Origin of the sequence: Novosphingobium sp. 9, from assembly GCF_025340265.1 — a bacterium.
GTDB lineage: Bacteria > Pseudomonadota > Alphaproteobacteria > Sphingomonadales > Sphingomonadaceae > Novosphingobium.
This window is the reverse complement of the sequence record NZ_CP022707.1, coordinates 1429038-1451520: the sequence shown is the minus strand read 5'-3', so window position 1 is coordinate 1451520 and position 22483 is coordinate 1429038. Positions and strand designations below refer to the sequence as shown.

The 22483-nt window shown below is 65.0% G+C and carries 17 protein-coding genes; 8 read left to right on the top strand and 9 right to left on the bottom strand.

What is annotated here, in order from left to right; all coding sequences use genetic code 11:
* Positions 1 to 135: 135 nt before the first annotated feature.
* The 4 genes from CI805_RS07330 to CI805_RS07315 form a co-directional block, all read right to left on the bottom strand.
* Complete coding sequence (locus CI805_RS07330; RefSeq protein WP_260927618.1) at positions 136 to 1056, bottom strand: polysaccharide deacetylase family protein; 921 nt, start codon at positions 1054 to 1056, stop codon at positions 136 to 138.
* 13 nt (positions 1057 to 1069) lie between these two features.
* Complete coding sequence (locus CI805_RS07325) at positions 1070 to 4069, bottom strand: sugar-binding domain-containing protein (RefSeq protein ID WP_260927616.1); 3000 nt, start codon at positions 4067 to 4069, stop codon at positions 1070 to 1072.
* A gap of 662 nt (positions 4070 to 4731) precedes the next feature.
* Entirely contained in the window at positions 4732 to 5145 is a 414-nt protein-coding gene (locus tag CI805_RS07320) for a nuclear transport factor 2 family protein (protein WP_260927613.1), read from the bottom strand.
* Entirely contained in the window at positions 5142 to 5972 is an 831-nt protein-coding gene (locus CI805_RS07315) for an alpha/beta fold hydrolase (RefSeq protein WP_260927611.1), read from the bottom strand. Before CI805_RS07315 ends, CI805_RS07320 begins: the two co-directional genes overlap by 4 nt.
* 343 nt (positions 5973 to 6315) lie before the next feature.
* On the opposite strand from CI805_RS07315, the gene CI805_RS07310 reads away from it, so the two are divergent.
* Together CI805_RS07310 and CI805_RS07305 are read left to right on the top strand one after the other, a co-directional pair.
* Positions 6316 to 8310, top strand: a complete 1995-nt coding sequence (locus CI805_RS07310; RefSeq protein WP_260927609.1) for a DUF4118 domain-containing protein — start codon at positions 6316 to 6318, stop codon at positions 8308 to 8310.
* A gap of 8 nt (positions 8311 to 8318) precedes the next feature.
* Positions 8319 to 9005, top strand: a complete 687-nt coding sequence (locus CI805_RS07305) for a response regulator (protein ID WP_260927852.1) — start codon at positions 8319 to 8321, stop codon at positions 9003 to 9005.
* A gap of 29 nt (positions 9006 to 9034) precedes the next feature.
* Here CI805_RS07305 and CI805_RS07300 read toward each other — a convergent pair whose 3' ends face one another.
* The 3 genes from CI805_RS07300 to CI805_RS07290 form a co-directional block, all read right to left on the bottom strand.
* A complete protein-coding gene (locus tag CI805_RS07300) occupies positions 9035 to 10663 on the bottom strand; it encodes a Na+/H+ antiporter (RefSeq protein ID WP_260927607.1) in 1629 nt (542 codons plus the stop codon).
* Positions 10664 to 10843: 180 nt separating this feature from the next.
* Entirely contained in the window at positions 10844 to 11689 is an 846-nt protein-coding gene (locus CI805_RS07295; protein WP_260927605.1) for a sulfite exporter TauE/SafE family protein, read from the bottom strand.
* A gap of 155 nt (positions 11690 to 11844) precedes the next feature.
* On the bottom strand, positions 11845 to 12732 hold the full coding sequence (locus tag CI805_RS07290) for a LysR substrate-binding domain-containing protein (RefSeq protein WP_260927603.1): 888 nt from the start codon (positions 12730 to 12732) through the stop codon (positions 11845 to 11847).
* A gap of 162 nt (positions 12733 to 12894) precedes the next feature.
* On the opposite strand from CI805_RS07290, the gene CI805_RS07285 reads away from it, so the two are divergent.
* Together CI805_RS07285 and CI805_RS07280 are read left to right on the top strand one after the other, a co-directional pair.
* The gene (locus CI805_RS07285) at positions 12895 to 13818 is read left to right on the top strand and encodes a transporter (RefSeq protein ID WP_260927596.1); all 924 of its coding nucleotides are present in this window, start codon (positions 12895 to 12897) and stop codon (positions 13816 to 13818) included.
* A gap of 166 nt (positions 13819 to 13984) precedes the next feature.
* Positions 13985 to 15691 (top strand): GMC family oxidoreductase, encoded by a 1707-nt coding sequence (locus CI805_RS07280; protein ID WP_260927594.1) that lies wholly within the window; start codon positions 13985 to 13987, stop codon positions 15689 to 15691.
* A gap of 24 nt (positions 15692 to 15715) precedes the next feature.
* On the opposite strand, the gene CI805_RS07275 is transcribed toward CI805_RS07280, so the two are convergent.
* Both CI805_RS07275 and CI805_RS07270 read right to left on the bottom strand, forming a co-directional pair.
* Positions 15716 to 16195 (bottom strand): hypothetical protein, encoded by a 480-nt coding sequence (locus CI805_RS07275; protein WP_260927592.1) that lies wholly within the window; start codon positions 16193 to 16195, stop codon positions 15716 to 15718.
* A 345-nt stretch (positions 16196 to 16540) separates the two neighbouring features.
* Positions 16541 to 17428 carry a LysR family transcriptional regulator gene (locus CI805_RS07270; protein ID WP_260927589.1) on the bottom strand — a complete coding sequence of 296 codons (888 nt, stop codon included), beginning with the start codon at positions 17426 to 17428 and terminating at the stop codon, positions 16541 to 16543.
* Positions 17429 to 17534: 106 nt separating this feature from the next.
* Between CI805_RS07270 and CI805_RS07265 the strand changes: the two genes are divergently transcribed.
* The 4 genes from CI805_RS07265 (at position 17535) to CI805_RS07250 (ending at position 22467) form a co-directional block, all read left to right on the top strand.
* Entirely contained in the window at positions 17535 to 18983 is a 1449-nt protein-coding gene (locus CI805_RS07265) for an aldehyde dehydrogenase family protein (RefSeq protein WP_260927588.1), read from the top strand.
* 75 nt (positions 18984 to 19058) lie between these two features.
* Complete coding sequence (locus tag CI805_RS07260; protein WP_260927587.1) at positions 19059 to 19817, top strand: glucose 1-dehydrogenase; 759 nt, start codon at positions 19059 to 19061, stop codon at positions 19815 to 19817.
* 65 nt (positions 19818 to 19882) lie between these two features.
* Positions 19883 to 20986, top strand: coding sequence for an NAD(P)-dependent alcohol dehydrogenase (locus CI805_RS07255; protein WP_260927586.1), 1104 nt, complete (start codon positions 19883 to 19885; stop codon positions 20984 to 20986).
* Positions 20987 to 21009: 23 nt separating this feature from the next.
* The gene (locus tag CI805_RS07250; RefSeq protein WP_260927585.1) at positions 21010 to 22467 is read left to right on the top strand and encodes an aldehyde dehydrogenase family protein; all 1458 of its coding nucleotides are present in this window, start codon (positions 21010 to 21012) and stop codon (positions 22465 to 22467) included.
* The last annotated feature ends 16 nt before the right edge of the window (positions 22468 to 22483 follow it).

The window sequence follows — 22483 nt, the reverse complement described above, 5'->3', positions numbered from 1 at the left end:
GTAAAAATTCCATTTCACAGGTTCGCCCATACCCTGTCTGACACGCCCTGCCCCGGACAGCATATCCCCTCATTCGGCGCATCTACCCGCTGCAAAAACCGATGCAGCTTCCGGTCCTTCAGGCAGACGCCCAGATCATTTGCACACCTCTGCCAGACTTTCGATGGGCTTGGGCGAAGGCACGCCGGATAGGTCGATTCCCTCAGCACGCGCAGTGCGCTCCATAATCCCGCCCCCGCCCGGATAGGCTGCGGCCCTCGCATAGGCCGGGTCATGCTCGGCGCCTGCGAGCGTCACATAATGGGCGCCCGCTGCATCCAGACGCGCCAGGACCTGCGGCAGCATCAGGGCCGACCACGCACCGATATGCGTCAGCAGAACTTGCGGCACCATACGCCCGTAGACGCGGTGCGACGTCGCTTTCATCCACGCGATACCGTCGTCCACGCCTTGCAGGTACTGCACCTTCATTCGGGCAATCGTGGCATCATCCCCTCTGGCCCGGCAGCGGACATAGGCATCGGTATAGGCCCAGTCGCTGAAGGCGACGCTGACTTCAGCGATATGATAGCCCCGCCCCGTCAGGAACGAGAGGGATGCCGCGTGCTGCGCAGCGTCCTTTCCGGTCGAGAGATTGGGATAGCGGAACCAGTGCCAGTCCGCCCCCGGCATCGCGGCCGCGACGGCGGGTTCGCCCGCGATGACATCCTCCTCCCAAGCCTGCAACGACGCGGCGCGTCCCAGGTTCATATGGCTGAAACTGTGATTGCCGAGCGGATAGCCCGCCTTGCGCCACAACGTGAGCACCGCCTGCGCATCCCTGTCGTCCGCCAGCTTCTGCGCATTCACGAAACCGAAGGCTTCCGGAACATGGTGCCGTTCAAGCGCGTCCAGATAGGCCCGAGCGATCTTCGCCCGCGTCTGGCCAGCCGGCAAAGGGCCATGCGCAGGAAGATCATCCACCGTGATCGCGATGTCGAAGCGTTCCCTTGCGCTTGCAGGATTTACGCCGATCGCCGACAGGGCGACCAGAGCGAGGGCATATCTCCAGACCATGTCAGCAGCCCTCCTACTTCGCCACCGGGCCGAGCAGATCGGCCTCGACGATGCTGAGATGCCAGCCCGCGGGAACGGCATCTGCGCCCACGCTGGCGGCAACCTTGTCGTTCTTCACCTCGACGATCTTGCCGAAGGCGTCCCGATCCGCCGTCGGTCCGGTCAACGCGATGCGCAGCCTTGTGCCCGCAGCGCCCTTGCCCATCGGCAGGCTCACATATCCGAGAGACTTGGGCGTTTCGCCTTCGTAGATGACCTTGCCGTCCAGTGTGACCTGGATCGGATAGCTGCGGATGCGCCAGCCGGTGAGGCGCAGCGAGAGTTCCGCCACGGACTGCGGCTTGGCAAAGCGATACTCGATCCACGCCGTATCGGGCTTGCCGTCGCTGCTCCAGGTCGTCGCCTCGTTGTCGTCATGGCTCTTTGCCGCGTTGGTCTGGTTCGATCCGGCGGTGATCGCGACCGGGTGCAGGGTGACGAACCGGGGCACTACGGAATCGCCCGGCGGCGTAGGCCCGCGCGAGAGGTCGGAAGGTTGCGCATCCTCCGCAAACTGCGTCGAGAGACCGCCCTTCACCGGCGCGGCCACCGTCTTCAGATCGATCGAGGCGCTCTTGAGGCCGGGAGAACTGGCCTCAAGATGGACCGAGCCTGCCTGCGTGGTCGAGCGCACCAGTACGCGGTTGACGCCCAGTTCGACCGGTAGATGTCTGGCGAGAATATAGTTGTCTTCGCCCCGCGCCGTACCGGCAAAGCTGGTCGTTCCCGCATACGTCGGCGCCATGACCGCCTGCGTCGGGCGGGGCCTGCCCGAACTGTCCCCTTGCGCGATACCGCCGCGCCATTGCGCAGCGCCGGTCAGCGTGAAGTCGACCGGATTGAACGCGGTCGGCACGCGCTGACCCTTGCCATCCACCACTTCGACATCGACCAGCGCAAGATCGGTGCCATCGGCCACGAAGCCGCGCGGGCCGGTGCGCGGCGTCAGCCGGATGGCGACCGGTGCGCCTGCCGTGGTCAGGTTCTCCTGTGTGGTCGTGCCATCGGCGAACGTGGCCACGGCCTTCAGCGTGCCGGGCCTGAAATGCACATCGGGGAAGGTGAACAGGAAGCCGCTGTCGCGCTGTCCCTGTCCCAGCGACAGGCCGTTGAGGAAAAGCTCCACCCGTTCGGCATTGGCCACGACGTAGACCGGCTTCACCGTGCTTTCCGGATAAGTCCAGTGCCCTAGGATATGGAGATGATGCCCCCCGGATTCGACCCAGCCGTCCCACATCGCCTGATGCACGAACCACGGGTCCTTGGGCAGCCGCACCGCATCGACCACGCCCGAGCGGCGATAGTTGTTGTCGCCCCGGAAATGCGAATTGGAATCGGTAAAGCCGATCTTGACCCCGCCCGCACTCACGCGATCGCCGCCGCCGGGGCGTTGCTGATAATAGTCCCACCAGCGGCGCACGTCCTCCACCGCCATGCTCTCGACATTGCGGTTGTAGTCGGGCGCGTCCTTGTGAAACGGCGGCGTCCAGTCGTCCTGATAGGCGCGCGCGGCCTCGTCACGCGAGTATTCCATCGCCCAGAGCGGCTTGCCCGCGCTCTTGTTGATATAGAGCATCTCGCCGCCGTACTCGGCGCCGTTATTCGCAGGATCGCTGCCCAGCATCTCGCGGGCACCGATGGCGCGGCCTCCATGCGGGTCCCAGCGTGCCTTCAGCGCGCGCATCTGCGCCATATGCGCATCGGTAATGCCGTGATTGCCGCTCTCGTAGAACAGGATCGAGGGATTGTTGCGGTTGTAGATGATCGCATCGCGCATGACCTCGACCCGCTGGTCCCAGCGCCGCCCGGTGGGATCGCCTTCGGAATCCCCGGCGGGCATCGCCTCGATCAGCCCGAGCCTGTCCGCGCTTTCAATATCCTGCTTGGCAGGCGTCACATGCATCCAGCGCACCAGATTGCCGTTGCTGCCGGTGATCATGCCGTTGGACAGATCGCTGACCCAGGGCGGCACATCGGGTCCGACAGCCGCCCATTCATTTGTCGAGCGCTGCGCATAGCCCTTGAGCTGGAGCACCCGGCCGTTCAGCCGCACCTCGCCATGATCGAAGCGGGTCTCCCGAAAGCCGGTCCGGGTATCGATCGCGTCGATCACCTTGCCGCCGGCATCGGAAAGGATGCCGGTAACGGTATAGAGATAGCCGTAGCCCCAGCTCCAGAAGTGAAGCCCGGACAGTCGCTGCTGCGCGTGAAGCGTCACCGTCGCGCCTGCCGCCAGCGTTCCTCGCTCACCCTCGAAGCGGGCGACCTGCCGCCCCTGAAGATCGCGCACCAGCACCGAATAGCGCACGTCCATCGGCTTGGCCGAGGCATTGCGCACTTGCGCTTCGGCATGGACCGTCGCGGCGCCATGCGACACGTCGTAGGCATCCGCCCAGATATAGCTGCCGCTCGTCCCCAGCGAACTGTACAACGGCAATGTCTGATAGACCGGGCCGGTCAGATGCAGCCGCACCGACTTGTTGATCCCGCCGAAGTTGGCGTAGAAGTTCTTGTCTTCCCACTGGAACTTGGTGTTCGTCGCGCGCTCGCGATAGTCCCAGTGGTTGTCCACCCGAACGGCGACCACGTTGTCCCCCGGCTTCAGCGCCGCCGTGATATCGACCCCGAAGGCCATCACCCCGTTCTCGCTGAAACCCAGCTTTTGCCCGTTGACCCAGACCTCGGCCGCCTGCCGAACGCCCTGGAACTCCAGCAGCGCTTCCCCCTTCGGTGCATCGGCAGGCAGCGTGAAATGCTTGCGATACCAGATGATCCCTTCGGCATGGTCGTGCCCGTCGATGGCGAAGGCCTGATCCTCGTTGAAGGCATGCGGCAGGCTTACCGGCTTCCAGGCGCTGTCGTCGAAGGCAGGCGTCGCAAAACCGGCGTTGTCTGCCACTGCCATGCGCCAGTCGCGATCGAAGTTATAGCTCTGTCGCGGTGACACGGTCGCAACAGAAGCGCGCTGCGCCATGGCACTTGTGGTCAGGCCAATACCTATCGCCAGCGCACTTGCCAAAAATGCCCATGATCGCCGCATGGCATACCTCTCCGTAACAATTTCGCGCAAACAGCCCGAAACTCCCATTATATGTTACGAAAGACCATAATATGAAACAACCCTCGCGCATAGCCCTATTCAAGATAAAGGTAAGGCCAATACCGCAAACCGGGAGCACCTGGCCTGCCTTGAGGTCAGATCAGGAACCTGCGGTTTACCTCAAAGCCAAACATGGTCTCCGGGAAGGGAGCGTGTCGGGATTTGAAGGCGGGGCGATCGAGGCTCGCAGTTCGCCAGCACGGACGGAACCGCTCTCATTCGAACGCACAGTCTTAAGCATTCGATGCGCCTGCACGGCAACTGTTGTGGCTACGCTGTAATCGACAGCTTCTTCCGCTCGTTCCAGCGTCAGCGCATCCGGCGCCATATTCACAAAACACGCGAGCGAGCGGCAGAACGCGTTCATGAGATCGAGAGGTTCCACAACCCTTTGCGCAGGCACGTGAGGAACGAGACTGTCCCATCCCGCACAATTCGAGCGGTAAGAAATTCTAAAATCGGAAGATCTTCGGAAACTACCGGTTGCTCAGAACCGAACGGTTACTCAAAATGCCACCTGTTTTCAGTACATGTCATCATACAAAGGCCAGCGAGCCGCATCGCGACAGGAAATACCATTCCCCATTGGCCTCCCGCACCAGTTCGTCCGAGAAGCCGCCCACCATCACTGTCTCCCCTCGCTCCCCGGTGTGGAGTGTCACCACGCTTTGCGCGCGAGCATGGTCCGGGCTGTCGATCTCGACGAGGATATTGGTCATGACATGGCGCGTGACACGCGCCGGGCGATCCCGAAAGAAGGCGAGGATGGCCTCGCGCCCGATGACCGGACGGTCGGGATCGGTCGGTCTTGCGAAACGCCCTTCCAGCACGAACATCGCCGCCACACCTTGTGCGTCATGCCCGTCATTGGCCGCCGCGAAAGCAACGATCCGCCGCGCTATGGCATGTTCAGCGAGCATGCGCTCCAGCCGGTCTATCGTTTCGGTCATCGCACGGTTGCCCCGTCCGTCTGCGACACCGACGTCTCTGGTGCCGACACCTCTTTTATCGGCCCAGTTTTTATCGGCCCCGCTTTTATCGGCATTGCCATCCACGCCAGCAGCGCCGCGCTGACCGCATCAGGCGCTTCCAGCGGAGCCATATGGCCCGCACCTTCGAAAATCACGAACCGCGCTTCTGGCAAAGCCGCGACGATAGCCTCATGCTGCTCGGGAGGGCTCCAGCGGTCGTCACGCCCGACCCCGATCAGCGCCGGACAGGAGCCCATGTCACGCAAGGCGGCAAGGCCCGCCATCGCATCGGGCCGGGCCAGCAGCGCCGCGATCTGCGCCCGGTGGATCGCCGGAGTCATTCGCTCGACCATGGCGTAAAGCGTCTCGCGCAAAGCCTCGTCTTCGGCAAACCGCGCTTCTCCCACCATCGGCGGCAGCCAGGCATCGGCCAGCGCACGCATGCCCTGACCCGCGGAAATATCCAGCATGACCTGCCGCTTCTCGGCTTCGCCCGACCGGACCGGATGCGCGCCCGTATCGAGCAGTGCTAGCCGCGCGATGCGATGCGGCGCAAGGCGAGCGACTTCCATCGCCACGCGCGCGCCCATCGAATGCCCCGCCAGCGAGAAACGCAGCGGCCCTTCGGCCAGAACGCGCTCTGCCATCTGCGTGATCGACGCCCGTTCCCCCGGATCCAGCACCATCACCCTGTAGCAAGGAGCCAGTGCCGCGACCTGATCAGTCCAGATCGCGGCATCGCACAGCAGGCCCGGCAACAGGATCACGGTTTGGGGATCGGAAGAGGAGGCGGTCTCGTCGGTCATGCCTTTTCGCTTACGCCCGTGCCACGCGCCGCGTCGTATTGAATACGCCGCCCGCGTTATACCGTTCCGGCATGCCTGCGTCCGTTCCTGCAAGAAGACCGCATGCCTTCCGTCTCGGACCAGAGCGCCCTTTGAGCCCTCAGAAAGAGAGCGAGCGTTTCCTGGAGGCAATCAGTCACATCCGCCCCGAGGCAAGCCGGGTGAGCCTGAGATTGACGATGATCGCATCGTGATCTCCGGCATTCTGCGCATGCTGAGGACAGGATGTCGCCCGCGCGTTTGGGCCATGACCTCAAAAGTTCACGCTGGACGGAAAACCCCCGATCGGCGCACAAGCAACCGCGTGAACGATCTCGCGCGCCATTCTGAGCCTCCCACAGCCCATGCAAAGCCCGGCGCCCCGGCCCACATCCTCGTCGCTGTGGGCGAGAATGCGAACGCCCGCGATCTCGTGCGGGTCGCCCACCGCATGGCCGACGCGATGCAGGCATCGTGGAGCGCTGTTCATGTGGAGACGCCGCAGGCTGCGCGCTTTTCCGTTGCGGAGCGCGAACGGGTAAGCGCCGCCCTGCATCTCGCGACGACGCTCGGCGGCCATGTCGCCACACTTCCGGCGAGCTCGGTCTTCGATGGCCTGCGCCGCCGCGTCAGTACCACCCACGCCACCCAGCTGATCCTCGCAAGATCGCCCCGCTCATGGTGGCGCAGGCTACGCCGGGATACCATCGTTGACCGGCTTTTGCGCGAGGCTCCCGACATCACGCTCCATGTCGTGCCTGCTGCATCCGAACCGAAGCAGACGCCCTTGCACCGCATGCCCCAGGACATGCCTTCGGCACGCTGGCAGGGTTATGCGCTATCCCTCGGGCTGGTTCTGGCGGTCACACTGATCGGCTGGGGAATCCTGTCGACCGGAAACATTGCCGATCTGGGCTTGCTCTACCTGCTGCCCGTCATGGTTGCAGCGACCCGGTACGGCCTGCAGGTCGGCATTACGACAAGCCTGGCCTCCTCGCTCATCTACAACTTCTTCTTCCTGCCTCCCACCCGCACGTTCACCATCGAGGACCCCCGCAATCTCCTGACCGTGCTGATCCTCCTGGCCGTGGCGGTCGTCATCAGCCAGATGGCCGCGCGGGTAAGAGACCACGCCTTGCAGGCGCAGGGCAGCGCGGCGCAGAACAGCACGCTGGCCGGCTTCGCCGGACAGCTGGCAGCGATAGTGCGGATCGAGGAACTGGCTACACTGCTCTGCACCGAAATCGCGGCACTGCTCGATGCCGACACGATCTTTCTGATGGCCGACGAAACCGGAGCCGGTGCCCAGCCCTTCTCCCGGCGCTGGAGCTGGCCAACCGGCGCAAGGCTGGAACTGCTCGATCTGATTGCGGCCGAATGGGCCTATCAACACCGTCTCCCGACCGGACGCAGTTCCGATACGGTGACATCTTCGGAATGGCTGTTCCACGCAGTCGGCTCAGGCGAACGCCCGATCGGTGTGTTCGGGATTGCCCGGCGCGATGCCGCCTTGCCGATACGCGCCGATCACCTCCCCCTGCTGCACAGCCTGCTCGATCAAGCCGCACTCGCACTCGAACGGATCGTGCTGGAGGAAGAGATGGCCCAGCTTTCCCAGGCCCGCGAGCGCGAGCGGCTACGCCATGCCCTGCTCTCCTCGGTCAGTCACGATCTGCGCACACCGCTGACGACGATCATCGGGACGCTGGCCGCCATTCGCCCCGACGAACCGCAACAACAGGCGCAGATCGCCACCGCACGCCGCGAGGCCGGGCGCCTTCACCGCTTCGTCGTCAACCTGCTCGACATGGCCCGCATCGAGGCCGGCGCGGTGCAGGTGCGGATCGAGCCGGTCGCTCTCGACGAAGCTCTGGCGGAAGCCTTGCAGGAGTTGCGTTCCGTACTGGTCGATCAGATCGTGCTTCAGGACATGCCCGCCGACACGCCGATGGTCATGGTCGATCCGCATCTGCTGCACCTGTGCCTTACCAACCTGATCGGGAATGCCGCGAAATACGGAACCGAAGATGGCCCGATCGAGCTTCGCGCGATCCGTCACGCACACGGCCTCGATCTTGAAATCACCGATCACGGTCCCGGCATCCCCGCAGGCGAAGAGATCCGGATATTCGAGACGTTCGCGCGCATCGAAGGCTCGGACCGGACCGGCGGCACCGGCCTCGGCCTTGCCATCGTACACGGTTTCGCAATGGCCATGGGGTTGAGCGTTCGCGCTGCCAACCGTATCGACGGCAGTTCCGGCGCCCGCTTCACCCTGTCCTTTCCGGCGCCGTTGCTGAAGGAATGGCCCCAGCCATAGTGCCTGTGATCTCGACCGAACCCACCATTCTCGTCGTCGATGACGAACCGGCCATCCGCCAGTTACTACGGGCGGAGCTGTCGTCGGCGGGCTATCGCGTCGCCGAGGCCATGACGGCGACCGAAGCGCTGGATGCAGTGGGACGGGAATGCCCCGCGCTGATTCTGCTCGACCTTGGATTGCCCGACCGCGACGGGCTGGAACTGATCCCGCTGCTGCACGAGCGGACCGGGATCGTCGTAATTTCAGCCCGCGATGCCACCGAGCAGAAAGTGGAAGCGCTCGATCTCGGAGCGGACGATTATATCTCCAAACCGTTCGACAGTGCTGAAGTGCTTGCACGGGTCCGCACGGCGCTGCGCCATCGTGCCCGCTCCGATGTCTCTGCCGCGCCGATCGGATACGACGGGCTGGAGATCGATCTGGCGATGCGGATCGTGCGGCGAAGCGGTGCGGAAGTACACCTTACCCCCAAGGAGTTCGGCTTTCTGGAGGAACTGGCGCGCAATGCCGGACGTGTCGTCACCCACGCCCAGTTGCTGCGCGCGGTATGGGGGCCGGGGCACGAACAGGATGTGGAATATCTGCGCGTCGCCGCGCGCGCCATCCGGCGCAAGCTGGAGGTCGATCCCGCAAGCCCCCGTCTGCTGCGCAATGAGCCCGGCATCGGCTATCGCCTGATGCTGCAGGCCTGATGCTGCAAAATTGAGCCGACGGTATCCGTTCAGGCGAGAATGCGCGCTTCCATCAGGTCGATCTCGCGCAGCAGCTTGCGGGTGATCTCGGTGCCGATCTCCTGACGGCGCGCCATATCCGAAATCGCCCGGCGTTCGGCGCGCAAGCCTGCCAGCCGCAAGTGACGCTCAACCTGTTCGCGCAGGCCCAGCGAGAGACGCTCCTCTCCTTCAAGGCTGCGACTGTCGATGCGCTGGCGGTAGGCGTCCATGATCCGGGCGGCGACAGTGACGTACATATCGGCATCGTCCTTGCCATGGGCCATCGTGTGCTCGGCAAGCTCGACAGCGGCAATCGCCGCCTGCGCCGCCGCCACGCGTGCCGCATCCTCTTCTGCCGCGTGCGATGGCTCGGGCGGCAGGGTCAGTCCGTTCAGCAACCATGGCAACGCCACGCTGGCGACCACCAGCGAGAAGATGATGACACCCATCGCCAGCAGGATGGCCAGACTGCGCGCCGGGAAGGCCGAGCCATCGGGCATGGCCAGCGGCAGCGTCAGCACACCCGCCAGCGTGATCGCGCCGCGCACGCCCGCGACGGACATTGCCGCGACGATGCGCCAGTTGGGCGAACGATGCCGCTCTCCGGCGCGAAAGAACGTCAGGCGCAGCGAGACCCACACCCACACGAAGCGCAACAGCGCCAGCCCCACGTTGATCGCCAGCACATAGACCGCCAGCCAGCCGACATGCAGATGCCCCGTCACCTGCACGATCTGGCGCGCGCCTTCGAACACCACCGGCAACTGTTCGCCCAGCAGCACGAAGATGATGCCGTTGAGAGTGAACTGGAGCATGTCCCACAGGCCTGTGCGACGCAGGCGCGTATTCGCCTCGATCTCGCCGGGCACCTCGACGAAGCCCATCGTCAGACCGGCGGCGACAGCGGCCAGAATGCCCGAACAGTGCAGATGCTCGGCCAGCAGATAGGCCGCAAAGGGGATCAGCACGCTGACCAGAACCTGCGCGCCATCGTCATTGCCGTAACGCTTGGTGATCCAGCTCTTGATACGCGAAATACCCCAGGCGACCAGCACGCCGGAGGCGAGCCCACCCAGCGACATCCACAGGAAGCTCAGGGCCGCCGCCTTGATCGAGAAGGCTCCGGTCAGCGCCGCCGCAATCGCGAAGCGCAGGCAGACAAGGCCGGACGCATCATTCAGCAGCGATTCCCCTTCGAGGATATGCATCATCCGCTTGGGGATAGGCACGCGCTGGGCGATGGCGGACACCGCGATCGGGTCGGTGGGAGAGACGACGGCGGCCAGCGCAAAGCAGACCGCCAGCGGCATCGCCGGGATCAGCCAGTGGATCAGGAAACCGACGCCCAGAACCGTGAAGACCACAAGGCCCAGCGCGAGTTCGAGCACGGTCTTGCCGTCGCGGAACAGTTCCTCGCGCGGGATACGCCAGCCATCGATGAACAGCAGCGGCGGCAGGAACAGCAGAAAGAAGAGGTCCGGGTCCAGCATGACCCGCCATTCGCCCGTCAGGCCGATCACCGCGCCAAGAGCGATCTGGAACAGCGGGCGTGGAAACGGCAAGGGCACGATCCGCGAGATGGTGCCGCTGACGATGACGGCCAGCAGCAGGATCAGGACTATCGTGACGGTTTCCAAGAATGTCTCCAGCAGGTTGAAACCCGTTGTCGCGGACCGGCCGCGACGGGTCAACCCGGACCGGACCTTTCAGGCATCATACCAAGGCGCTAAGATGCTGACGCATCACGCCTTGGCAATGCTCAAGCGCCGCACGAGCTTAACCAAAGCTCGATGACTCAAGATCATCAAGCTTTGGTATCAGGGATGAGCAGCCGCCGCTCCGACGCTTGCCGCATGGGCCACCGGCACGACCGGGGTCGAGGCCTTGGCGTAAAGCTGATAGGCCGAAACCGCCAGCACCAGCGCCAGCAACGGCCTCAGCAGATTGTCCGAAGCCCGGCTCGACAGCATGCTGCCCACGATCACGCCTGGAACGGAGCCCAGCAGCAGGCTGAGCAGCAGCACCAGATTGACATCGCCAATGATCCAGTGACCGAACCCGGCGATCAGCGCCAGCGGCACGGCATGAGCGATATCCGAACCCACGATGCGCGTGATCGGCAGACGCGGGTACAGCATCAGCAGCACGCTCATGCCGATGGCCCCGGCGCCGACCGAGGAGATCGAGACCGCCGCGCCGATCGCCGCGCCCAGCACGATGGTCCCCAGCGTCACGCGCCGAGGGGGGCCCATCGGATCGAGGCCATGGGCAAAGCCGATCAACTGGTTGCGGAACAGCACCGTTACTGCGGTGATCGCCAGCAGCACCGAGAGCGCGATCATGATGCCATGCTCGCTGGCCGGGCCGACATCGCCGAACCACGCCAGCAACCCCAGCGTCGCCAAAGCCGCCGGAACGCTGCCGATCGCCAGACGGCGCACGATGTCCCAGTCCACCGAATCGCGCAGGCCGTGAACCGCCGAGCCGGTGATCTTGGTGGCCGCGGCGAACAGCAGATCCGTGCCGATGGCGGTCTTGGGGCTGACGCCGAACATCAGCACCAGCAGCGGGGTCATCAACGAGCCGCCGCCAACGCCCGTCAGCCCGACAAGCAGGCCGACCAGCAACCCTGCGGCTGCATGCAGAAGATCGAGATGTGGCATGGTGTTCGTCTTGTAGCCCTGTCAGATGCCGACCTGCCGCAACCTGTCGGGGCTCGGACATTCATCGCAAACCACGATATGTCCAGCGGCGAACAGCGCAATAGGCGATTTGCTTGTACCCTCGGTAGCGGGGCTTTTGGATAGACCTATCCGTTTCAAATCATATCCTTTTCTGCAAACGCCGCCAAGTGACGGGCCAGCGCATGGCCCGCCGATCCCGGCGCCGTGCCCGATGGCAGGCACAGCAGCATGCGCCGCGTCGCCCAGGCATCCGTCAGCGCGATCACATCGAGATCCATCGAGGCGGCGAACCCGCGCGCAGCCATCAGCGGCAGCACGCCAAGGCCGAACCCCGCCTCGACCATCCGGCACACGCCATCGAAACTGCGCACCTGCATATGCAGGCGCAAAACCCGCTCCGCGCGCGAGGCCTGCTCCAGCAGCAGCGTGGTCAGCGCAGTAGAATTGACGAGGCCCACGAAATCCCGCTCCTGCACTTCGGCGAAGGCAATGCTGTCCCGGTCGCCGAACATGCCGCGCGGCGCCAGCAATGCCAGATGATCGGAACGGTAGGGGATCGTCTCCAGCGAGCCTGTCGCCGTGCCGCCGATAACGATGCCAAGGTCCGCCCGGCCCTCGCTTACCGCACTCACCACATCGCAACTGAGGTTTTCCTCCAGATCGAGGCGCAGATCGGGGCGCTGGGCAGCGAAAGCCGCAAGATCGGCGGGCAGAAACTGGGTAATCGCCGAGGGATTCGTGTGGATGCGGATCGTGCCCCGCATACCGCCCGCGAAGTCCGCCATCTCGCTGTCGATGGCGCGCGCCTGTTCGAGCAGGTTTCGCGCACTCTCAAGCAAAGCCGCTCCTGCCGGTGTGACGCTAAGCCCATGGCGAGACCGGCGAAACAGCTGGACGCCGAAACGCTCCTCCATCGTGGCGATACGCCGTGAGGCCGCCGCCAGCGCGAGGTTCGACTGCTCCGCCGCTTCGCTGAGCGTACCGGTTTCGGCTGCGCGAACGAACAGTCGCAGAGTTACCAAGTCCCGGATCAGAGCACCGATCTCCTTCTCCAAGTTTCGCAAAACGCGAAACCAGTTTTGCCCAATCGGCGATATACGCGCGAGTTTCCGCACGCAATAAGGTTTCCAACAAGGCGTTTTTTCAGGCGCCTTTCGAAAAAGAGAAAACAGGAGAGGAATACGATGCCCTTTCGCGCTGTCGCCCCGCGCCGGATTATGTCTCGTCCACTTTTCATGCGGTTGCTGGCCTCTGCCGCGCTGAGCTTCGGCGCTGCGAGCTTTGCCGCGCCCGCGATGGCGCAGGCGATCGACGCAGGCGACTACGTGCCCGCCCCTCCCGGCACCCAGCTCGCACTCGTCTACATGCAGTATGCCCATTCGGATTCGCTTTACGCCGATGGCAAGAAGGTGGACGACGACGCCAAGCTCGATACTGCCGTCGCCATCGCGCGTTATGTCGGGTTCACCAAGATCGCCGGAATGACGCTGGATTATCAGGTCCTCCAGCCCTTCGGCCATCTGGAAGGCGGCGGCTCCACCAAGAGCCTTGGCAAGACCACCGGCTTTGGCGACACCATCCTTGTCAGCACCCTGTGGCTCTATGAGAACAAGGACAGCCAGTCCTACTTCGGCGTCACGCCCTACCTCTATATTCCGACCGGCGACTACAAGGCCGAGCGCGGGCTGAACATGGGCGAGAACCGCTGGAAAGGCTCGTTCCAGGCGGTCTATTCGCAAGGATTCGGCAAGCATTTCGTGGCCGAAGTGGCTGGTGACGTGATGGTCTACGGCAAGAACACCGATTACGGCGCATCTTCTTCCACGCTGACCCAGAAAACCACCTGGCGCGTGCAGGGCTTTGCCCGCTATCTCATTGACGACAAAAACGAAATCAATGCCCGCCTGATGTACGTCGGCGGTGGCGAGACCAAGATCGACGGCATCGCGCAGGACAATCGCACCGGCACCACCTCGGTCCTCGGCACCTGGCGCCGCACGCTGTCGCCCAAGTGGCAGCTGATGACGCAGGTCGGCACCGACCTGTCGGTAGAGAACGGATTTCGCGAGGGAATTCGCGGCCAGCTGCGCATCCTGAGGATCTTCTGATCCCTTCCGGCGCGCCGCTCCCCAACCGGGGGGGCGCGCCGGACAGAAACGACAGAGACGGGGCAGAAACGCCCCCAGAGCATACACCGAACGACACAGAACGCCCGAAGGCGGTTCGCGAAACGTCATCGTGAACACGGACGCGAATATTGGGAAAGAGGATCGAATGGACAACGTACTCGATACGGTACGCCTCGCGCGCGTGCTCAAGGACCATGCCGCCGGCGCCATCGATCGCCGCAGCTTCATCGGCCGCGCCATGGCCGCAGGTGCAGCGTTTGCCCTCGCCGATGCCCTGTGGCTGTCGGGCGGCAAGGCCTTCGCGCAATCGACCCGCGAAACCTCGCCCGTTGCCGCTGCCGACTATATCGTGATCGGCGCGGGATCGTCCGGCGCGACGCTGGCAGGCGAACTGGCCAAGCGCACCGATGCCTCGGTGCTGGTGCTCGAAGGCGGCCTGTCCGATCTCAACCCGCTGATCACCGATCCCTCGCAGTGGCCCGCCGCGCTCGCCTCGCCGTTCACCAAGACCTACGAGACCGCGCCGCAGATCCACGCCCAGAACCGCGTCGTGCCCTATCCGCGCGGCGAAGGCCTTGGCGGCTGCTCCAGCGTCAACTGCATGATCTACTGCCGCGGCTCGGCCAAGGACTATGACGACTGGGACTACAACGGCGCCACCGGCTGGGGCTGGGACTCGGTGCTGCCCGAATACAAGGCGCTGGAAGACTGGCAGGGCGGCGCCAGCGCCCTGCGCGGTGCAGGCGGCCCGCTCCACGTCACCCAGCCCGATCCGGCCAAGGGCCACGAAGGCGCGCGAGCGTTCATGGAAGGCGCGAAATCGCTCGGCTACCCGGAGACGAAGGACTTCAACGGCGGCACGCTGGAAGGCCCGGCCTGGGTGAACTTCACCGTCTATGCGGGCAAGCGCCAGAACACCGCCGTCGCCTTCCTGCGCCCCGCCATCGATGCGGGCCGCAAGCTGACGGTGCTGACCGAGGCCCCGGTGCTCAAGCTGGTGATCGAGAACGGGCGCTGCGTGGGCGTGCAGTATCTCCACGCCGGGCGCCCGGTGACGGTGCGCGCCAACAAGGAAGTGATCCTCTCGGCAGGCGCGGTCATCACCCCCAAGCTGCTGACGCTGTCGGGCATCGGCGAGGCCGCGCACCTCAAGCGTCTGGGCATCACCCCGGTCGTCGACCTGCCGGGCGTCGGGCGCAACCTACAGGACCATGTGCTGGGCGCGGGCGTCAACTTCGAGGCCAAGCACCCGGTGCCGCCCACCAACTACAACCACTCCGAAGTCTACATGTGGTGGAAGTCCACGCCCGATCAGCCCGCGCCGGACATCAACGCGCTCTACGTCAGCGTGCCCTTCGCCACCAAGGAGCTGAAGCTCCAGCAGACCCACGGCTATGCGATCCTGTGCGGCGTGATGCGCCCCAAGTCGCGCGGCGCGGTGACGATCACCTCGGCCGATCCGCGCGCCAACCCGGTGATCGATCCGAACTACCTGCAATCGGGACAGGACCTGATCGCGCTGAAGGCCGCGACCAACCTCGCGCGCGAGATCGGCAATTCGGATGCCTACAAGGATATCCGCAAGTCCGAACTGATGCCCGCCGCCGCCGTCGACAGCCCCGAGGCCTATCGCGACTTCCTGCAGAAGTCGGTCTCGACCTACTTCCACCCGGTGGGCACTGCGAAGATGGGCACCGACGCAGAATCCGTCGTCGATCCGCAACTTCGCGTCTACGGCATCGAAGGCCTGCGCGTCGCCGACGCCTCGGTGATGCCCACGATCACCACCGGCAACACCAATGCGCCCTCGATCCTGATCGGCTGGCGCGGCGCCCGGATGATCGCGGGGTGATGGGGTGGGCTGGCGCTTTGCGCGTCAGCCCTGCGACAGTGCGCGAGTTTTGGCGGCGGACAGTTCCGCCGCCACTTCGTCCACGCTTAGCGTCCATGCGGCAGGCAACCAGCCGTCGTAGTCGCGACCGCGCCGGACAGGCGTCACCAGCCCGGACTCCGGCGTATAGGTCCAGACCACAAACCGAACCGTGCGAGACGCTTTTGACTGAAACACCCAAAGCCGGTCGATGTCCTCCCATCGATAGCTACACTCCGACCGAAAACACCGCTTTACGCGAAAGCCGGTGCTGTCGATGACCAGTCTGTTCGGCTGAACGGATGCGAGCATCGCCGAAACCAGATTTGCCGCCATCGCAACGACAACAAACCATCCAAGTGCGTGTATCTCCCACGTCGGGTGGCGGCTGGTTCCCGACGTGCCAGTCATCCAGAAACCGACTGCACCGAAAACTGCCGATCCCAGAGCCTTGAGGAAAGCCTTGCGTCGTGAGCCGTCGATCACAAACTTGCTATTTGCCAAAGACATAGATGGCGATGCATTCCGGGTAGCGGTTAAATACCCTCAGCTTAGCTTCAAAATTCTCGTCAAGGAAAGCGCTTCCGTCCCTCGTTTCGTCATCCCCGCGCAGGCGGGGATCCAGCTGGCGTAACCCGGCAGCGTCCGATCCGGTCGAGGGCGTGGATCTGGATTCCCGCCTGCGCGGGAATGACGAAACGAGGGACGCGCCGTGCAGCCTTGGCTTCAATTCCGAACGCCCTGCTTACCGCAGTTCTCCGCCCCACACACTTCCCCCGCTCAGGCTGGGCGAGGGTGGCGGGAGGCGCATGCAATGGAGCCCCCTCTCCCCTACCCCTCCGCCGTCACGCAGGCGATGAAGTTGCGCACGGCGGGGCTGAGCGCACCGACGCGGCGGTGGGCGACGACCATCTGGGCGCGGGGGCCGTCTCCGGCGATGCGCGCGTAAGTCACGCCCTGCGTGTGCAGCTGGCACATCGATTCGGGCACCAGCGCCACGCCCACGCCCGCCGCGACGAGGTTCACGGTCGAGGCCATCTGTGGCGCCTCCTGCGCGATGCGAGGCGAGAATCCGGCGTTGCGGCAAGCGGCGATGATGCTGTCGTAAAGCAGGCGCCCGTTGCTGCGCGGGTAGAGGATGAAGGGATCGCCCGCCAGATCGACCAGATCGACTTCCGCCCGCCCCGCCAACCGGTGCCGCGCGGGCATCGCCACCCACAGCGCCTCGTCGGGCAGGCGGCGAGTGACGAGGCCGTCGGTCTCGCCCAGCGTCGGACGCAGGAAGGCGACGTCGAGGCTGCCGTCCTCCAGCGCTTCCAGCAGCCGCACGGTGGTCTGCTCGACCAGCGTGATCGCAAGGTCGGGGTGCCTCTCCCGCAACCGCCCGATGATGCGCGGGACCATCGGGTTGAACGAGGCCGAGCTGGTGAAGCCGATCGAGAGGCCACCGATCTCGCCCCGCGCGGCGCGCCTGGCGGCGTGGATCGCCTGATCGGCAGCGGCGAGCGCGGCCTGCGCATAGGGCATGAAGGCGCGCCCCGCCTCGGTCAGCTCCACCCCGCGCGTCAGGCGGTGGAACAGCTGGGTGCCCAGTTCGCTCTCCAGCGCCTTGATCTGCTGGCTGAGCGGCGGCTGCGCGATGCCGAGGCGCTGCGCGGCGCGGGTGAAGTGCAGATCCTCGGCCACGGCGAGGGCATAGCGAAGGTGCCTGAGTTCCATATCCAGATCTAATCGAAATCTACTGAAACCGCTATTAGACCATATGGCGAGGACTGGCTATCCCGACATCAGACGAGGCGAGACGACGCCCACCCGGAGGATGAACATGAAAGTCGATTTCAGCCGCAATTTCATTGGCGGCGCCTGGGTCGATCCGCAGACCGACGCGAGCCTGCCGGTGATCGAGCCTGCCACCGGCAAGAGCTATGGCGAAATTCCCGACAGCACCGAGGCCGATGTCGATCTGGCCGTGCGCGCCGCGCGCAAGGCCTTCGACGAGGGTGCCTGGGGCCGCACCACCGCCACCGAGCGCGGGCGGATGCTGACGCGTCTGGGCGATCTGATCCTGTCGAACGCCGCCGAGCTTTCCGCCATCGAGGCGCGCGACACCGGCAAGCCCAAGAGCGTGGCCGATGCCGATATCGTCGCGCTCGCCCGCTACTTCGAGTTCTACGGCGGCGCGGCGGACAAGCTACACGGCGAGACCATTCCCTACCTTTCGGGCTATCACGTCGGCGTGATCCACGAACCGCACGGCGTCACCGGTCATATTCTGCCGTGGAACTATCCCGCGCAGATGTTCGGCCGCACCCTCGCCCCTGCGCTCGCGGTGGGCAATGCAACGGTGCTCAAGCCTGCCGAGGACGCTTCGGCCAGCGCGCTGCGACTGGTGGAACTGGCCGCCGAAGCAGGCTTCCCCGAGGGCGCGCTGAACATCGTGACCGGACGCGGCGCCACGGCGGGCGCAGCGCTGGCGGCGCATCACGGAGTGGACTTCATGTCGTTCACCGGATCGCCGCAGGTCGGCCAGATCATCCAGAAGCTCTGCGCCGATCACTACATCACCTGCACGCTGGAACTGGGCGGCAAGAGCCCGCAGATCGTCTTCGCCGATGCCGATTTCGACGCCGCGATCCCGGTGATCGTCAAGGCCATCGTCCAGAACAGCGGCCAGACCTGCTCGGCAGGCAGCCGCCTGCTGGTCGAGCGCTCGGTGCACGACCAGTTCGTCGCACGCCTCGCCGCCGAGTTCGAGAAAGTGCGCGTCGGCGCGCCGGAGATGGACCTCGACTGCGGACCGATCATCACCGCCAAGCAGCAGGCCCGCGTCCAGAGCTTCCTCGATCAGGCGGCGGCGGACGGCATCCCGGTGCTGGCGCGGGGCAAGCTCGATGCGGGCGTGGCGAAGGACGGCTTCTACGTCGCCCCCACCCTGCTCGGCCCGGTGCCGCGCGACAACGTGATCGCCAACGAGGAAGTGTTCGGCCCGGTGCTGACGGTGCTGCCTTTCGACGACGAGGCGGATGCCGTGGCCCTCGCCAACGCCACCGACTACGGCCTTGTCGCCGCCGTGTGGACGCGCGACGGCGGGCGCCAGATGCGCATGGTCAAGCGCGTGCGTGCAGGCCAGGTCTTCGTGAACTGCTACGGTGCGGGCGCGGGCATCGAACTGCCCTTCGGCGGCGCGGGCAAGAGCGGCCATGGCCGCGAGAAGGGCTTCGCCGCCCTTCATGACTTCAGCAAGACCAAGACGATGGTGCTGAACCACGGCTGATTGATCACACGGATACGCCCGACGGGTCGCAAACGCCGGGTCTACGAAATTCAAGGCATACCCAAGGAGTAGAGGATGGAACTGCAAGGCAAGGTCGCGCTGATTACCGGCGCGGCAAGCGGCTTCGGCGAGGCGATGGCGCATCGCTTCGCCGCGCTGGGCACCAAGGTCGCGATCGTCGATCTCAATCTGGAGAAGGCGCAGGCCGTCGCCGACGCTATTACCGCTGAGGCAGGAGAAGGCACCGCGATCGCCCTGCGTGCCGACGTCAGCAAGCGCGCCGATATCGAGGCGGTGGTCGCCACCACGGTCGAGAAGCTGGGCGTGCCGCAGATCGTCATCAATAATGCCGGGTATACCCACAAGAACCAGCCCGCGCTGGAAGTGGACGAAGAGACCTTCGACCGCGTGCTCGCCGTCAACATCAAGAGCGTCTACCTGATGGTGCAGTCGGTGGTCCCGGCGATGCGCGACAACGGTGGCGGCGTGATCCTGAACGTCGGTTCGGTTTCGGGCATCCGCCCGCGCCCCGGCCTTTCGTGGTACGCAGGCTCGAAGGGCGCGACCAACGTGCTGTCCAAGGCGCTCGCCGTCGAGTTCGCGCCGATGAACATCCGCGTCAACGCGATCGCCCCGGTGATGGGCGTCACCGGCATGCTGGCCGACTTCATGGGCGTGCCCGACACCCCCGAGAACCGCGACAAGTTCATGGCCTCGATCCCGCTGGGCCGCCTGTGCCAGCCGAACGACGTGGCCGAAGCCGCGCTCTACCTTGCGCAGGCGGACTACATCACCGGCGTCGAACTTCCCGTCGATGGCGGGCGTTCGGTCTGAAGACAATAGGCCGGGCGAAGGGGGGCGCCCGGTGTCCGAAATAACAAGAAACGGAGTGAACAAGGATGCTGGAAGGTAAGGCCGCCATCGCGCGCGACAAGGCGCAGCCGCTCTCGGTCGAAGACGTGGTCTTCGGCGAGCCGCGCGCCGACGAGGTTCTGGTGCGCATCGTCGGAACCGGCGTGTGCCACACCGACATGGTCGTGCGCGATCAGGGCTATCCGGTGCCGCTGCCGCTGGTGCTCGGTCACGAAGGCGCCGGCATCGTCGAGAAGGTCGGCGCGGGCGTCACCACGCTGAAGGCGGGCGATCATGTCGTTCTGGCGTTCGGTTCGTGCGGCGTGTGCGGCAACTGCCGCTCGGGCCTGCCGGGCTATTGCAGCGAATTCTACGACCGCAACTTCAAGGGCGCGCGCATGGACGGCAGCCAGTCCACCTGCGACTGCCATGGCCACGACCTTGGCACCGCATTCTTCGCCCAGTCGAGCTTCGGTACGTATGCCATCGCCACCGAGCGCAATGCCGTGAAGATCCGGCAGGACGTGCCGCTGGAACTGATGGGCCCGCTGGGCTGCGGCATCTCCACCGGCGCGGGCGCGGTGCTCAATGCGTTGAAGCCCCATGCGGGTTCATCCATCGCGGTGTTCGGCGCAGGCTCGGTCGGCCTCTCCGCCGTGATGGCCGCAGCGGCCGTCGGTTGCACCAAGATCATCGTCGTCGATCTGCACGATTCGCGCCTTGAACTGGCGAAGGAACTGGGCGCGACGCACGTCGTCAACGGCGGGCGCGAGAACACCGTCGAGGCGATCCGCGCGCTCACCGATGGCGCGGGCGTGAACTTCACGCTGGAATGCACCGGTGTCTCCAAGGTGCTGGAACAGGCCGTCGATGCCCTGAGCATTCCGGGCACCTGCGGGCTGATCGGCGCCGCCAACATGGGCGTATGCGCCAGCCTCGACATGAACACGCTGCTGTTCGGTCGTACCGTGCGCGGCATCATCGAAGGCGACAGCGTGCCGCAGGTGTTCATCCCGCAGCTGATCGACCTGTGGAGCCAGGGCAAGTTCCCCTTCGACAAGCTGGTGAAGTTCTACCCGCTCGAAGAGATCAACCAGGCCATCGCCGACAGCGAAAGCGGCGTGGTTCTGAAGCCTATCGTTCGCCCCTGACATTCGACTTGAAGGATACAGTCATGACTGACCAGACCACCCTTGCGAAGCCCGTCAGCGTGGACTTCGCCGCTCCCTACAAGCTCTCGATCGCCGGCAAGCTGATCGAGGCGAACCGCACGTTCGACGTGCTGAACCCGGCCACCAACGAAGTCTTCGCGCAGGCGCCCGAAGGCTCGCCCGAGCAGCTGGAAGAGGCCATCGCCGCCGCCAAGGCCGCCTTCCCCGCCTGGGCCGCGCTCAGCTGGGACGAGCGCGGGGCGATGATCGAGGCCTATGCCGATGCGCTCGAAGCCCACAAGGACGAGCTGATCACGCTGCTGACACTCGAACAGGGAAAGCCGCGCCACTCGATGGCCAAGGGCGAAGTCGAGGCCGCGATCTTCTGGGTCCGCGAAGTCGCCAAGCGCCGCCTTGAGCGCGAGATCCTCGAAGACACGCCCGACCATGTGGTGGAGGTCGATCACACCCCGCTCGGCGTCGTCGGTGCGATCACCCCGTGGAACTTCCCGGTGCTGCTGGGCCTGTGGAAGGTCGCGCCCTGCCTCGTCACCGGCAACACCATGGTGATGAAGCCCTCGCCCTACACCCCGCTGTGCACGCTGCGCTTCGGCGAGATCGCGCAACAGGTGTTCCCCGCAGGCGTGCTCAACATCGTCTCGGGCGGCAACGAACTGGGCCAGCAGATGACCGAGCACCCGGACATCGCCAAGATCAGCTTCACCGGCTCCACCGCCACCGGCAAGAAGGTGATGGCCTCGGGCTCGACCAACCTCAAGCGCATCACGCTGGAACTGGGCGGCAACGATGCCGCCATCGTGCTGGCCGATGCCGACTGGGAAACCATCGTGCCGACGCTGTTCTGGGCCGCCTTCGGCAATTCGGGCCAGTGGTGCATCGCCTCCAAGCGCATCTACGTTCACCGCTCGATCCACGCGCAGTTCGTCGAGGCCTTCGTCGCCTTCGCCAAGGACAAGACCGTGGGCAACGGCATGAACGAGAGTACCGATCTTGGCCCCATCCAGAACCGCATGCAGTACGACAAGCTGCGTGACCTGTTCGCCGACGTGAAGGCGAACGGCTACAAGGTGCCGCTGGGCGGGACCATCGACGAGAGCCTTGCGGGCAACTTCGTGCCGATCACCGTGGTCGACAATCCGCCCGAGAACAGCCGCATCGTGCAGGAAGAGCCGTTCGGCCCGATCCTGCCGATCGTCGCCTTCGACGACGTGGAAGAAGTGATCGCCAAGGCCAACGCCAGCCCGTTCGGCCTGGCAGGCTCGGTCTGGGGCCGCGATCGCGATGCCGCCATCGCCGTGGCCCGCCGCCTCGAAACCGGCACCGTGTGGGTCAACGAGATCCACATCCACGGCATCGACATTCCCTTCGGCGGCCACAAGCAGTCGGGCATGGGCGTGGAGAACGGCGCCGAGGGCCTCGCCGAATTCACCAACACCAAGACCTACATGTTCCACAAGTGATGGAACACGCCGCCGT

Coding starts and splice junctions, on each gene's coding strand:
- CI805_RS07315 (WP_260927611.1), bottom strand. CDS start 5,972: ATGACCGACGAGACCGCCTCCTCTTCCGATCCCCAAACCGTGATCCTG.
- CI805_RS07270 (WP_260927589.1), bottom strand. CDS start 17,428: ATGGAACTCAGGCACCTTCGCTATGCCCTCGCCGTGGCCGAGGATCTG.
- CI805_RS07295 (WP_260927605.1), bottom strand. CDS start 11,689: ATGCCACATCTCGATCTTCTGCATGCAGCCGCAGGGTTGCTGGTCGGC.
- CI805_RS07250 (WP_260927585.1), top strand. CDS start 21,010: ATGACTGACCAGACCACCCTTGCGAAGCCCGTCAGCGTGGACTTCGCC.
- CI805_RS07280 (WP_260927594.1), top strand. CDS start 13,985: ATGGACAACGTACTCGATACGGTACGCCTCGCGCGCGTGCTCAAGGAC.
- CI805_RS07285 (WP_260927596.1), top strand. CDS start 12,895: ATGCCCTTTCGCGCTGTCGCCCCGCGCCGGATTATGTCTCGTCCACTT.
- CI805_RS07255 (WP_260927586.1), top strand. CDS start 19,883: ATGCTGGAAGGTAAGGCCGCCATCGCGCGCGACAAGGCGCAGCCGCTC.
- CI805_RS07320 (WP_260927613.1), bottom strand. CDS start 5,145: ATGACCGAAACGATAGACCGGCTGGAGCGCATGCTCGCTGAACATGCC.
- CI805_RS07260 (WP_260927587.1), top strand. CDS start 19,059: ATGGAACTGCAAGGCAAGGTCGCGCTGATTACCGGCGCGGCAAGCGGC.
- CI805_RS07330 (WP_260927618.1), bottom strand. CDS start 1,056: ATGGTCTGGAGATATGCCCTCGCTCTGGTCGCCCTGTCGGCGATCGGC.
- CI805_RS07325 (WP_260927616.1), bottom strand. CDS start 4,069: ATGGCGCAGCGCGCTTCTGTTGCGACCGTGTCACCGCGACAGAGCTAT.
- CI805_RS07265 (WP_260927588.1), top strand. CDS start 17,535: ATGAAAGTCGATTTCAGCCGCAATTTCATTGGCGGCGCCTGGGTCGAT.